At 68.5% G+C, this 13392-nt stretch carries 12 protein-coding genes; 4 read left to right on the top strand and 8 right to left on the bottom strand.

Going from position 1 to position 13392, the window contains the following annotated elements; genetic code table 11:
* Positions 1–15 precede the first annotated feature (15 nt).
* The 6 genes from kdpC to pyrE form a co-directional block, all read right to left on the bottom strand.
* Positions 16–594, bottom strand: coding sequence for a potassium-transporting ATPase subunit KdpC (gene kdpC / locus AC1DGW_RS12885; protein WP_478023569.1), 579 nt, complete (start codon positions 592–594; stop codon positions 16–18).
* Positions 595–602: 8 nt separating this feature from the next.
* Positions 603–2651, bottom strand: a complete 2049-nt coding sequence (gene kdpB / locus AC1DGW_RS12880) for a potassium-transporting ATPase subunit KdpB (RefSeq protein ID WP_478023566.1) — start codon at positions 2649–2651, stop codon at positions 603–605.
* Positions 2652–2665: 14 nt separating this feature from the next.
* A complete protein-coding gene (gene kdpA / locus AC1DGW_RS12875) occupies positions 2666–4378 on the bottom strand; it encodes a potassium-transporting ATPase subunit KdpA (RefSeq protein ID WP_478023563.1) in 1713 nt (570 codons plus the stop codon).
* A 10-nt stretch (positions 4379–4388) separates the two neighbouring features.
* Positions 4389–4481 (bottom strand): potassium-transporting ATPase subunit F, encoded by a 93-nt coding sequence (locus AC1DGW_RS12870; protein WP_161615418.1) that lies wholly within the window; start codon positions 4479–4481, stop codon positions 4389–4391.
* A gap of 442 nt (positions 4482–4923) precedes the next feature.
* Positions 4924–5619 (bottom strand): hypothetical protein, encoded by a 696-nt coding sequence (locus AC1DGW_RS12865; protein ID WP_478023559.1) that lies wholly within the window; start codon positions 5617–5619, stop codon positions 4924–4926.
* Positions 5620–5634: 15 nt separating this feature from the next.
* The gene (gene pyrE, locus AC1DGW_RS12860; RefSeq protein ID WP_478023555.1) at positions 5635–6294 is read right to left on the bottom strand and encodes an orotate phosphoribosyltransferase; all 660 of its coding nucleotides are present in this window, start codon (positions 6292–6294) and stop codon (positions 5635–5637) included.
* Between the two features lie 110 nt (positions 6295–6404).
* Here pyrE and AC1DGW_RS12855 point away from each other — a divergent pair, with 110 nt between their 5' ends.
* From AC1DGW_RS12855 to AC1DGW_RS12845, 3 genes are all read left to right on the top strand, one after another.
* Positions 6405–7205, top strand: a complete 801-nt coding sequence (locus tag AC1DGW_RS12855) for an exodeoxyribonuclease III (protein WP_478023552.1) — start codon at positions 6405–6407, stop codon at positions 7203–7205.
* A 41-nt stretch (positions 7206–7246) separates the two neighbouring features.
* Entirely contained in the window at positions 7247–8578 is a 1332-nt protein-coding gene (locus AC1DGW_RS12850) for an AmpG family muropeptide MFS transporter (RefSeq protein ID WP_478023849.1), read from the top strand.
* Between the two features lie 114 nt (positions 8579–8692).
* Positions 8693–8923 carry a hypothetical protein gene (locus AC1DGW_RS12845; RefSeq protein ID WP_478023550.1) on the top strand — a complete coding sequence of 77 codons (231 nt, stop codon included), beginning with the start codon at positions 8693–8695 and terminating at the stop codon, positions 8921–8923.
* A gap of 217 nt (positions 8924–9140) precedes the next feature.
* Here the strand turns inward: AC1DGW_RS12845 and AC1DGW_RS12840 are convergent, their stop codons facing one another.
* Both AC1DGW_RS12840 and AC1DGW_RS12835 read right to left on the bottom strand, forming a co-directional pair.
* On the bottom strand, positions 9141–10265 hold the full coding sequence (locus AC1DGW_RS12840; protein ID WP_478023548.1) for an anhydro-N-acetylmuramic acid kinase: 1125 nt from the start codon (positions 10263–10265) through the stop codon (positions 9141–9143).
* A gap of 75 nt (positions 10266–10340) precedes the next feature.
* Positions 10341–11795, bottom strand: a complete 1455-nt coding sequence (locus tag AC1DGW_RS12835) for a peptidoglycan DD-metalloendopeptidase family protein (protein WP_478023546.1) — start codon at positions 11793–11795, stop codon at positions 10341–10343.
* Positions 11796–11958: 163 nt separating this feature from the next.
* Between AC1DGW_RS12835 and tyrS the strand changes: the two genes are divergently transcribed.
* Positions 11959–13170, top strand: a complete 1212-nt coding sequence (tyrS, locus tag AC1DGW_RS12830; RefSeq protein WP_478023544.1) for a tyrosine--tRNA ligase — start codon at positions 11959–11961, stop codon at positions 13168–13170.
* The last annotated feature ends 222 nt before the right edge of the window (positions 13171–13392 follow it).

The following is a 13392-nucleotide window of genomic DNA, read 5'->3' as shown; positions in this document are numbered from 1 at the left end:
CCGGCATGCGCGGCATCAAGGCGCATGCGCGGCGGCATCCAGGGCGCGGTTCAGGGCGACCACGTTGACGCGCGGCTGCCCGAATACGCCCCATTGCCGGTCCTGCAATTGCTTCTCCAGCAGCACCTGCACGCGCTGCGGCGGCCAGCCGCGCGCCCGCGCCACGCGCGCCACCTGCAACCGTGCCGCCGCCGGCGAGAGTTCCGGGTCGAGTCCGCTGGCGGATGCAGTGACCAGATCGCCCGGTACCTGCGCCGGCGCGACCCGTTCGCGCGCGGCCGCGGCGGCAGTGGCTTCGGCCACGCGCCTGGCCAGTGCCGGATTGCTGCGCGCCAGGTTGCTGCCGGCGGCGGCCATGGGGTCGTAGCCGGCGGCCGATGGCCGTGCCTGGAAATAGCCATCGCCGACGAAGGGTTGGGCCAGCAGCAACGAGCCGCGCACCGTGCCGTCAGCATCGCGGATCAGGCTGCCGTCGGCCTGCGCCGGAAACAGCGTGCCGGCGATGCCGGTGGCGAGCACGGCGTAGAGCAGGCCGGTGCCAAGCAGGCCGAACAGCGACAGGCCGATGGCCGGGCGCCACAGTGGAGTGTGCATTGCAGGATTCATGTGCCGGACACCAGGACGAGGAGAAGGTCGATGGCCTTGATCGCCACGAACGGCAGCAGCACGCCGCCGACGCCGTACACCAGCATGTTCCGGCGCAGCAGCGCGGTGGCGGTGGCCGGGCGGAAGCGCACGCCGCGCAGTGCCAGCGGGATCAGGGCCGGAATCACCAGCGCGTTGAAGATCAGCGCCGCCAGTACCGCGTTGTGTGGGCTGGAGAGCTGCATCACGTTCAGCGTCGCCATCGACGGGATGGCCGCGGCGAACAGCGCCGGCAGGATCGCGAAATACTTGGAGACGTCGTTGGCCAGCGAGAAGGTGGTCAGTGCGCCGCGGGTGATCAGCTGCTGCTTGCCCACTTCCACCACCGCCAGCAGCTTGGCCGGGTCCGAATCCAGGTCGACCATGTTGCCCGCCTCCTTGGCCGCCTGCGTGCCGGAATTCATCGCCAGGCCGATGTCGGCCTGGGCCAGCGCGGGCGCGTCGTTGGTGCCGTCGCCGACCATCGCCACCAGCCGCCCGCCCGCCTGTTCGCTGCGTATCCGGGCCAGCTTGTCCTCCGGCCTGGCCTGGGCGATGTAGTCGTCCACGCCGGCTTCGGCGGCGATGGCCGCCGCGGTCAACGGGTTGTCGCCGGTGATCATCACCGTGCGGATGCCCATCGCCCGCAGCTGTGCGAACTTCTCGCGCATGCCGTGCTTGACCACGTCGGCCAGCTCGACCACGCCGAGCAGGTGGCGGCCTTCGCACACCGCCAGCGGCGTGGCGCCGCCGCGCGCGATCTGGTCCACGCGGGCCTGCAGTTCGTTCGGCACGTTGCCACCCAGCGCCAACACGTGCGCGGCGATGGCGTCGGCCGCGCCCTTGCGGATACGGCGGCCATCGTCCAGATCGACGCCGGACATGCGGGTCTGCGCGCTGAAGGCCAGGTAGTCCGCTCTTTCCGGCTCACTGGCGGCGCATCCCTGCTCGCGGGCCAGCCGCACGATGGATTTGCCTTCCGGTGTCGGGTCGGCCAGTGAGGACAGCAGCGCCGCCTCGCGCAGGTGCGAGGTCTCGATGCCGGCCAACGGGTGGAAGGCCGTGGCCTGACGGTCGCCATAGGTGATGGTGCCGGTCTTGTCGAGCAGCAGCACGTCCACGTCGCCGGCCACCTCCACCGCCTTGCCGGATTTGGCCAGCACGTTGGCCGCCAGCGCGCGGTTCATGCCGGCGATGCCGATGGCCGGCAGCAGGCCGCCGATGGTGGTCGGGATCAGGCAGACCAGCAGCGCGATCAGCAGCAGCGGATCGACGCGCACGCCGACGAAGCCGGCGATCGCCGGCAGTGTCGCCACCACCACCAGGAAGGTCAGCGACATCGCCGCCAGCAACAGGGTCAGCGCGATTTCGTTCGGGGTCTTCTGCCGGTTGGCGCCTTCCACCAGAGCGATCATGCGGTCGAGGAAGCTGTGTCCCGGCTCGGCGGTGACGCGCACGATGATCTGGTCGGAGAGCACCTTGGTGCCGCCGATCACGCCGGAGCGGTCGGTATCGGCCTCGCGCAGCACCGGCGCCGATTCGCCGGTGACGGCCGCTTCGTTGATCGTGGCCAGGCCCTGCACGATCTCGCCATCGGCCGGCACGAATTCGCCGGCGCCGACGATCACGTGGTCGCCGGGGCGCAGCTCGGCGGCGGCGACCTTCTCTTCGGTAGCGCCGGCCATCGCGGTGGCCAGGCGCCGCGCCACCAGGTCCCGGCGCGCACGGCGCAGCGACGCCGCCTGGCCGCGGCCGCGCGCCTCGGCCACGGCTTCGGCGAAATTGCCGAACAGCACCGTCACCAGCAGGATCGCGGTGACCGACAGGCCGAAGCCCAGCGGTGCGTTGCCGCTGAGCGTGAGCAGCAGTGCCAGCAGGGTGCCGGCCATGACGATGGCCATCACCGGGTTGTGCAGCAGGTGCATCGGCGCAAGCTTGCGTACCGACTCCAGCAGGGCGCGCCGCCAGCCGGCGGCGTCGAGCAGCGGAGGGCGGCGCGTGGCGGCCCGGGAGGCAGGGGCATTCATCGGGAGACTCATGGTTATCGGGTTCCCTGCAGCGCCAGGCCCAGGTGGTCGGCCACCGGGCCGAGGACCAGTGTCGGCATGAACTGCAGCACGGTGAGGACGACGATCACGCAGACCAGGGTCAGGGCGAAGGTCGGGGTTTCGATCTGCAGGCTGCCGGCGCTTTGTGGCGCCTGCCGTTTGCCGGCCAGCTGCGCGGCGATGACCAGCGGGACCACCAGGATCGGGAAACGGCCCAGCACCAGTACCAGCGCGCAGCTCAGGTTCCACCACACGGTATTGGTGGCGAGCCCGGCGAAACCCGAGCCGTTGTTGGCATAGGCCGAGGTGAACTCGTAGAACACCTGGGTGATGCCGTGGAAACCTGGGTTGGAAGTGCCGGCCAGCCCTGGGATGGCCAGGGTCAGCGCGGTCAGGCCGAGCAGGGTGACGGGTTGCAGCAGTACCAGCACGGCAAGCAGTCGTACCTGCGGCGTTTCCAGCTTGCGGCCGAACAATTCGGGCGTTCGACCGGTCATCAGCCCGGCCAGGAACACCGCCAGCATCAGGTACACCAGGAACTGCTGCAGGCCGCAGCCGATGCCGCCCCAGATGGCGCCGACCAGCATGTTGACCAGTGACGCCATGCCGGTCAGCGGGCTCATCGAATCCTGCATGCCGTTGATCGAGCCGTTCTGCACCTGCGTGGTGAGCGTGGCCCACAGCGCGGTGCCGTCCGCGCCGAAGCGGGTTTCCTTGCCTTCCATCAGCAGTGGACTGGCGGCGGTGGCGCCGTGGCCCTCCAGCCACACCGTGCCGAAGGTGGACAGCAGCGACATGCCGAGCATGCAGCCGAACACCAGCGCGCCGAACCGGCGCCGGCCGGTGAAGGCCCCGATCATGAAGACGACCGCCATCGGCACCAGTACGATGCCGAGCAGTTCCAGCGCATTGGACAGCGGCGTCGGGTTTTCCAGCGGGAAACTGCTGTTCGGCCCGTACCAGCCGCCGCCGTTGGCGCCGAGCTGCTTGGCCGCGACCATCGCCGCCACCGGGCCCAGCGGGATCTTCTGCGCCTGCATGCCGGCGTCGGCATCGATCGGCACGGCCTGCGGGCCAGCCGCGAGTGTCGACGGTACGCCCTGCCAGGTCAGCAGCAGCGTCCAGACCAGGCACAGCGGCAGYAGGAAGCGCAGGCACAGGCGCACCACGTCGGCGTAGTAGTTGCCGACCCGGACACGTGCGGGCGCAGCCAGGTCGGCGCCATCGGCCGGCACCTTGGCGAACAGCGCCCGCAGTGTCGCCACGGCCAGGGCGAGGCCCATCATCGGCGTGATCACCTGCAGGCCGGTGATGGCGGTCATCTGCGACAGATAGGACAGCTGTGCCTGGCCGCTGTAGTGCTGCTGGTTGGTGTTGGTCAGGAACGACACCATCGTGTGCAGCGCGGTGTCCCAGCGCAGGTTGGGAATGTGGTCCGGATTGAGCGGAAGCCAGGCCTGGGTCATGAACACGGCCAGCGTCGGCACGGCCAGTACCAGGTTGCCGAGCAGGAAGGCGACGGCATAGCCACGCCAGGACATGGCGCGCTCCGGGTCCACGCCCAGCAGCCGGTACAGCGGCTTTTCGATCCAATGGAACAGCGGGTCGATGCGCATCGGCGTGCCGCGCATCAGCCGCGCCAGGTACAGGCCCAGCGGCCACGCCAGGGCGATGCCGGCCAGCAGGATGACAAGGGCTTCGGTCATGGCGGGTTCCTCAGAACGACTCGGGACGCAGGACCGCGTACAGCAGGTAGGCGGCTGCGACCAGCGCCACCAGTCCGCACAACAGGGAAAGCCAGCCGGGCATGGGAAACCTCGCTTTCGGGACGCCACTCGCGGACGTGCCGGTGGAAGGGCGGGGCGGCGCCGTTGTCGTATGCCGTCGTCCCGATCAGGACCGCTATCGTCCTCCCGAAGGCCGTAAACGTGCGATGCCGCGGAACGGGCGCGGGCGTAAAAACGCCATAAAAATGCGGGTCGGTGGTTCGCGGTCATGGCCGAGGTCGGGGGCCAATATCGCCGTCGAGGCTGCCGTCAGGAGCGGCGGCAGCGAAAAGCCGTCGGGGGCGGTTTTGACCTCGCCTGCCGATGGTTCGAAGGGGTGTCGGCAGGCGAGAGCGGCAACAAAAAATCGCCGGGAGCAGTTTTTTACATCGCTCGTCGATGACCTGAAGGGTTCCCGCCAGGGATGGCGGGAACAAAAAAGCGGCCCGAAGGCCGCTCGCATGTACCCGATGCCGACAGGCCGCTCAGCCCGGCGGCGAAACCGGCGCGCCCGCCGCATCGGCCGGTGCAGCGATGCCCTTGAGCTCGCGGTAACGGGCCAGGGTTTCGGCGATTTCCACGTCCAGTGCCTTGCGCTGCTGCTCAAAGGCCGCCTGCAGCCGCAGCTGGGCGAGCAGTTCGGTATGGCGCTGGCGGATGTCCCCGGCCTGCTTGTCGGTCACCTTCTGCCCGGCCAGTTCGCGGTCGCCGGCGGTGGAGAGCTGGGTGGCCAGGGCTTCGCGCAGGCTGCCCACGTTGTAGATGGCGGTCTTGATGTTGTTGTCGACGATGGCTGCGCGTTCGTTGAACACACGGCGCAGTGCGTCCTCGCTGCCATAGGTGGACAGCATGGCCTGTTCGGTGCGCCGGCGGGTTTCCACCGCCGCCGCGTCCACCTGCGCCTGCGCCGCCGCGAGCTCCGCGTCGGCGCGCTCCTCGACGGTGAGCGCGCGCTGCACCTCGGCGCTGCGCAGGCCGCTGCGCGCGTTGAATTCCTGGCGCGCGCTGTTGACCGCTTCCGGCGGCAGGGTGTCCGAGCAGATCCGTTCGCCGCGGGCATTGTCCCAGCAGTAGAGCTTCTTGCCGGCGTCGGCTGGCTTGTTCTGCGCCAGCGCGGGTGCGGCCAGCGCAGCCAGTACCAGCAGCATGCCAGCGCCGGCGATGGACGGATTCGGCCTCATGGCAGCCCCCTGCGGTCAGCCCGTTGGATTGCTTCCGTAACGGGCCCGGTAGGCCAGCAACGGTTCGCGGTAGCCGACAAGTTCCGGGTTCCCGGAGGCGAATGCAAGCAGGTCGGCGAGGTTGGCCACGGCGATCACCGGGATGCCGGTCTCGGCGGCCACGGCCTGGGCGGCCGAACGGGGGTCGTCCTCGGAGGCGATCTCCTGGCGGTCCAGCGCGACCACGATGCCGGCGGGGATGCCGTTGGCGGCGCGGATGATGGCCAGCGCCTCGCGGATGGCAGTGCCGGCGGTGATCACGTCGTCGACGATCAGGATGCGCTTGCCGGCCATGTCGGCGCCGATCAGGGTGCCGCCTTCGCCGTGGTCCTTGGCTTCCTTGCGGTTGAAGGTCAGCGGCAGGTTGCGGCCGCGGTGCGAGAACTCGCAGGCGATGGCGGTGGCCAGCGGGATGCCCTTGTAGGCCGGGCCGAACAGCTGGTCGAAGGCGACCCCGGACGATTCGACCGCGTCGGCATAGCAGTTGCCCAGCTGGGCCAGCGCCAGGCCGGTGTCGAAACGGCCGGCGTTGAAGAAATAGGGGCTTACCCGCCCGGACTTGAGGGTGAACTGGCCGAAACGCAGGGCGTCGGCGTTCAGCGCCAGCTGCAGGAAGCGGGAACGGTGGTCACTCATTGATGCGCTTTCTTTGTCGTCTATAGAAGGTGTCTAGGGTAAAGCATGGCTTCGGGGAATGCTGGCGCGGGCGGTATGCTGTGCCGTCCCGGCCCTGTCAGCGGTTCTCCATGCGCATCATCAGCTTCAACGCCAACGGCATCCGTTCGGCAGCCACCAAGGGTTTCAGCGAATGGTTCGCCGGCCAGCAGGCCGACGTGCTGTGCATCCAGGAGACCAAGGCGCAGGAGTCGCAGCTGGCCGACCCGCTGTTCCGACCGGATGGCCACCATTGCTTCTACCGCGACGCCATCACCAAGAAGGGCTATAGCGGGGTGGCGATCTGGAGCCGGCGCGAGCCGGACGAGGTGCGCACCGCGCTGGGCTGGGCGCCGTTCGACGACGAAGGCCGCTATATCGAGGCGCGTTTCGGCAATCTGAGCGTGGTGTCTTTCTACATCCCGTCCGGCTCGTCGGGCGAGCTGCGCCAGGGCTTCAAGTTCGAGGTGATGGACTGGCTGCGGCCGATCCTGGACGAATGGCTGGCCAGCGGCCGCGATTACGTGCTGTGCGGGGACTGGAACATCGTCCGCACCGCGTTGGACATCAAGAACTGGAAGTCCAACCAGAAGAACTCCGGCTGCCTGCCCGAAGAGCGCGACTGGCTCAACGGCCTGTGCGCCGACCTGCCCGAGCATGCCGACCCGGCCGGCGGCCGCGGCTGGGTGGACGCCTACCGCGCGCTGCACCCGGAAGGGCAGGACTACACGTGGTGGAGCAACCGCGGCGCCGCGCGCGCCAACAACGTCGGTTGGCGCATTGACTACCAGTTCGCCACGCCGGGCCTGCGCGAGCGCCTGCGCGGCTGCTCGATCTACCGCGACGAACGCTTCTCCGACCACGCGCCCTTCATCGTGGACTACGACCTGTGAGCGAGGCCGCCGCGAAGCGCCGCCAGGGCTGGCGGGAGGTGATGGGCAACCTGCGCCAGCGCAAGGTGCTGGCGATGCTGCTGCTGGGCTTCAGTTCCGGGCTGCCGATCTACCTGGTCGGCAACACGCTCGGCTTCTGGATGCGCAAGGAAGGCATCGAGCTGGACACCATCGGCTTCCTGTCCTGGGTCGGCCTGGCGTACTCGATGAAGTTCCTGTGGGCGCCGATCGTCGACAAGACCGACGTACCGGTGCTGGGGAGGATGTTCGGGCGCCGCCGTGGCTGGATGCAGCTGTCGCAGCTGTTCGCCGGGCTGGCGCTGGTGGGCATGGCACTGGTGCAGCCCAAGGGCGGCAGCGTGATGGTGCTGGGCATGTCCATGGAGCACCTGCTGGTGTTCGGCGTGCTGGCCACGGTGGTGGCCTTCGCCTCGGCCACGCAGGACATCGTCATCGACGCCTGGCGCATCGAGAGCGCCAGCAGCAGCGAGCAGTTGGGCCTGCTGACCGCCTCCTCGGCACTGGGCTACCGCACCGCGCTGCTGGTCACCGACGCGCTGATCCTGATCATCGCCGCGCGCGTGGGCTGGCAGGTGTCCTACGAGATCATGGCGGCGCTGATGGGCCTGGGCGTGGCCGCCGTGGCGCTGGCGCGCGAACCGGCGCGGGCGGTGATCGCCGTGCACGACCAGGCCGCCCGGCTGTGGACGCCGCGTGGCCTGTTCGACGCGGTGGTCGGCCCGTTCGTGATGTTCTTCCGCGAATACCGCAGTGGTGCGCTGCTGATCCTGGCGGCGATCAGCATCTACCGCATGGCCGACTTCGTGATGGGGCCGATGGCCAACCCGTTCTATGTCGACCTCGGCCTGGACGAGGACACGGTGGGCGCGGTGCGCGGTTCTGTCGGCCTGGTCGCGACCTTCTTCGGCATCGCCCTGGCCGGCGTGATCTCGGTGCGCTGGGGCGTGATGGCGGCGCTGCTGGTCGGCGCCATCCTTGGCCCCTGTTCCAACCTTGCGTTCGCATGGATGGCCCATGTCGGCCCGGGCAAGCTGGAGTTCGCCATCGCCATGGCGGTGGACAACCTGTCCAGCGGCTTCGCCGGCACCGCGCTGATCGCCTACATGTCCAGCCTGACCAGCATCGGCTACACCGCCACCCAGTATGCGCTGCTCAGTTCGTTCTATGCGATGCCTGGCAAGGCGTTGAAGGGCTTTTCGGGCATGACCGTGCAGTACCTGGCGCAGGGCCGCACCCTGCTGGAGGGGTACGCGCTGTTCTTCATCGGCACGGCGTTGCTGGCGATCCCGGTGCTGCTGCTGTGCCTGGCGTTGGCGGCGATGCAGGCGCGCAAGGCGACCGCGTCCGGCTGAATGCGGCAAAGGCCGGATGGATCGCGGCAGCGTCCATCGGCCAGCCGTTGAATCCGGTCACCGCCTCGCCGATGATGCGGGCGGGGGGATCCGCCGGACTGCTGGCGGGATGACATGGCCGACGTGATCTTGCGGGATGTCGACCCGCTGCTGCTTGAACGCATCCGCCGCCTCGGGGTGGCGCGCGGCTGGACCCGCGAGCACACCTGCGTGGTGCTGCTCGAACAGGGGCTGTTCGCCGGCGAGCATGAGATGAGCCACGGCTTCGAACATCCCGAAGTGGATGTGCTGTCCGAAGCCATCCATGCCCTGCAGGCACTGCCGGCCGGCGCCGAATTCGGTTGAGTGCACGTCCAACCTGGGGTGGGGCTATGCCCCCGACGCCTCGACGTTCAAGCGCGCGTCTACGCCCTGGCGCCTTGGTCTTCGAGCAGACATCCGTCGGGGAGATAACCCCGGCCTGCCAGACTTCCATGGAGATAGGGGCTTGCTCCGCATGGAGCCTTCCCGGTGAAGCCCGGCACCTGCGACAGCGAACAGGCCGGGCGGGGCCCCCGACCTTTCACGCCGGATGGATCGCGCCAAGGATCCGCGGCCCACGCGCGCCGCTGACGCTGGGCAGGTTGCCCGGGCGTCCTGCCAGGGTTTCGCGCGCCAGCCACGCGAAGCCCATCGCTTCCATGTAGTCGGGGTCGAGCCCGTACGCAGCGCTGGAGACCACCTCCACGCCGGGCAGGCGCGCGGCGATGCGTTGCAGCAGGTGCGGATTGCGCACGCCGCCGCCGCAGACCAGCAGCCGCTGCGCGCCGGGCAGGTGCGCCAGCAGCGCATCCGCCACGGTGACCGCGGTGAGTTCCAGCAGGGTGGCCTGCACATCGGCCGGAGCCAGCGGTTCACCGCCGATCCGTGCGTCCACCCAGTCCAGGTGGAACTGTTCGCGACCGGTGCTCTTGGGCGGCGGCAGTGCGAACCATGCCTCGTCCAGCAGGCGTGCCAGCAGCGCGTCGTCCACTCGACCACTGGCGGCGAATGCGCCGCCGGCATCGAACGCGGTACCGAGGTGGCGCTGGCACCAGCCATCCAGCAACGCGTTGGCCGGGCCGGTGTCGAAACCGCGCAGGCTGCCGTCGCGGGCGAGCAGGCTCAGGTTGGCGATGCCGCCCAGGTTGAGCACCGCCCGGTCTTCGCCGGTGCTGCCCAGCATCGCCAGGTGGAAGGCCGGCATCAGCGGTGCGCCGTGCCCGCCGGCGGCCACGTCGCGGCGACGGAAGTCGGCCACGGTGGCGATGCCGGTGAGTTCGGCGATGCGGTTGGCGTCGCCGATCTGCCAGGTGAAGCCGGGGCTGGACGTGGGCCGATGGCGGATGGTCTGCCCGTGCGAGCCGATCGCCCGCACCTGCGCGTGGTCGATGCCCGCGCGCTCCAGCAGTCCATTGGCGGCGGCGGCGAATGTGATGCCGACCTCGGCATCCAGCTGCCCGAGCGCATCCAGCGATGCGGGTTCGGCGCCCTGGCCCAGCGCGACCAGCGCGGCGCGGGTTTCCGCCTTCCAGTCGAAGGTGTGCCCATGCACGAACCTGCAGCCGCCTTCGACCGGGAACTGCACCAGCGCGGCATCGATGCCGTCGGCGCTGGTGCCGGACATCAGGCCAAGGTACAGGGGCAGCTGCGGATCGACGGGCGCCATGCGGAAGCCGGAAAGAAGAAGGGCAGGGAAGCTTCGATGCTCCCTGCCCTGGTCGTCAATGCGGTGGACCGGCTGTCAGCCGCGCTTGTTCCTGGCCGGAGGCACCGCGGCGCTGGCCGTAGTGGTGGCGGGCTTGTCCTTGCCGGCATCGGCGTACATCAGCTCTTCCATGCCGTGGATGCGCGCCATCGCCGGCGAGGTCTGGGCGCGGAACGCGGCAAGCTCGGCGCCCTTGAGCGGCTCCGGCGGCGGCATGGTCACCGACAGCGGGTTGCGGTGCTCGCCGTTGACGCGGAATTCGTAATGCAGGTGCGGGCCGGTGGCCATGCCGGTCGAGCCGACATAGCCGATTACCGTGCCCTGGTTCACGCGCTGGCCGCTCTTGATGTTGCCGAAGCGCGACATGTGCCCGTACAGGGTGGTGTAGCCGCGGCCATGGTCGAGGATCACCACGTTGCCGTAGCCGCGCTGGGTGCCGGCGAACTGCACGCGGGCGTCGCCGGCGGCCATGATCGGCGTGCCGGTGCCGGCGGCGTAGTCCACGCCCTTGTGCATGCGCATGGTGCCGAGGATGGGGTGGCGGCGCGAGCCGAAGGTGGAGCTCAGGCGCGCGAACGGAATCGGCATGCGGATGAAGCTCTTCTTCAGCGGCCGGCCGTTGAGGTCGAAGTATTCGAACTTGCCGCCGCGCTCGAAGCGGAAGCCGGTATAGGTCTTGCCGCCGGTGCTGAAGGTCGCCGCGAGGATCTTGCTGGTGTCGATGCGTTCGCCTTCGCGCCAGGTCTCGTCCATGACCACGCTGAAGCGGTCGCCAGGCTGCACGTCCTTGGAGAAGTCGATGTCGTACTTGAAGATCTCGTCGGTCATCGTGTTGATGGCCGAGGGCGACAGGCCGGCCTTGAGCGCCGACGCATAGAGCGAACTGCGGATTTCCCCGCTGGCGACCACGGTGCGGGTGGTGGTGACGCGCTCGAGCACCTTCTCGCGGATCTGGTCGCCCTGCAGCGACAGTTCGACGCGATGGCTGGGATCGCGGTCGAAGCGGATGGTGCGCAGCTGGCCGCTCACCGGCAGGTCGAAGGCGATCTCGGCGCCCGGGCGGAGCCGGGTCAGCGCCTCGCGGGTGCCCGGGTAATCCAGCAACTGGTGCATCACCGTCGCCGGCACGCCGGCCAGCTCGAACAGATCGCTCAGGGTCTGGCCACGTTCCACCCGCAGGATCTGCCAGCTGTCGCCGGGGGTCTCGCCGCGCCGGGCCAGGGAAAGGGGCGGCAGCGGCAGGGCCAGGGTCGAATGCGCCGACGGCAGCGGTGCGTCGATGGCATTTGAGAAGCCCGGCACGATGGTCGCCGCCAGCGCGCCGATGGTCGCGAACAGGCTGGCGTGGATCCAGTGGCGGCGCGTCCAGCGTTCGTTGAACGCGGCCGGGAGATGTTGCTTCAGCTTCCGATGCAGGGCGGTGTCGTGCAGGACATGGAGTCGTTCCTGGAAGCGCTGTCTGCGCGCCTGGCCGTGATCGGGTTGGGACATCGCTCGGTTCTCTGGTCGACCCGGATCGCGGGCCCAAACGCGGGTAACATAGTCACCCTTCAATACCGCGTCAAACCATTGAGCCGCATGGCTTTTTGATGAATTGGGCGGTTAACCTGCACTTAACACCCCATGTCTGACGGCGAAGCCGGGAGTTCCTAGCGTGTCCTCGATTGATGAAGCCCTTGCCCTGATCGGCCGCGGTGCCGACGAAATCCTCAAGGTGGATGAACTGCGCCAGCGTCTGGAAAGCGGTCGTCCGCTGCGGGTCAAGGCCGGCTTCGACCCCACCGCGCCGGACCTGCACCTGGGCCATACCGTGCTGCTGAACAAGCTGCGCCAGTTCCAGGATCTCGGGCACCAGGTGATCTTCCTGATCGGCGATTTCACCGGCATGATCGGCGACCCTTCGGGCAAGAACGTCACCCGCAAGCCGCTTACCCGCGAGGATGTACTGGCCAATGCCCGCACCTATGAGGAGCAGGTGTTCAAGGTGCTCGACCGCGAGCGCACCGAGGTCCGCTTCAATTCCGAGTGGTTCGGCAGGATGGGCGCGGCCGACATGATCAAGCTCGCCGGCCAGCACACCGTGGCCCGCATGCTCGAGCGCGACGACTTCGCCAAGCGCTACGCGGCCCAGCAGTCCATCGCCATCCATGAGTTCCTTTACCCGCTGGTGCAGGGCTACGACTCGGTGGCGCTGGAGGCGGACGTCGAGCTGGGCGGCACCGACCAGAAGTTCAACCTGTTGATGGGCCGCGGCCTGCAGGAGCATTACGGACAGAAGGCGCAGATCGTGCTGACCATGCCGTTGCTGGAAGGCCTGGACGGCGTGAACAAGATGTCCAAGTCGCTGGGCAACTACATCGGCATCAGCGAGCCGGCGATCGACATCGTCACCAAGACCATGAAGATCGACGACACGCTGATGTGGCGCTGGATCGACCTGCTGAGTTTCGACATCTCCATTGCCGAGGCGAAGCAGCTGCGGGCCGATGTCGAAGCCGGTGCGGTCAATCCGCGCGAGATCAAGCTGCGCCTGGCGCGCGAACTGACCACCCGCTTCCATGATGCCGCCGCCGCCGAGCAGGCCATCGCCGGCTGGAACGCCGCGGTCACCGGGCAGGGCGACATCACCCAGCTGCCCCTGCAGGAAGTGGCGGTACCGGCAGAGGGTCTGCGTATCGGTGCGCTGCTGACCGCGGCCGGCCTCACGCCGAGCAACTCGGAGGCCTCGCGCAAGCTCAAGGAGCGCGCGGTGAAGGTGGACGGCAATGTCGTCGAGGACGCGCAGGTTGTCCTGCAGCCGGGTTTCGAGGGGTTGCTGCAGGTTGGCAAGCGCACGTTCGCCCGCGTCCTGCTGGTCGCGGCCTGATACACCTCTCTATGGGTGGTGCGGGAATCGGCTGAACGGGAAGAACCCAGAGCAGGAATTCTTTCCGGAACCTCTTCCCAAAATTTGAATCACGCCGTATAGTTCCGCTCCTTCGCAGCCGGCCCCGGTTGGCAGCGAAGGAAGAAGTTGGAGTCACCCTCATCGAGGTGTTGACGGCAACGAAAAGGCTGCCATAATAGGCGGCTCGCTTCGACGAAAGGC

The organism is Stenotrophomonas sp. 05N423, assembly GCF_056397145.1.
This window is presented reverse-complemented; position numbering and strand designations above follow the sequence as displayed.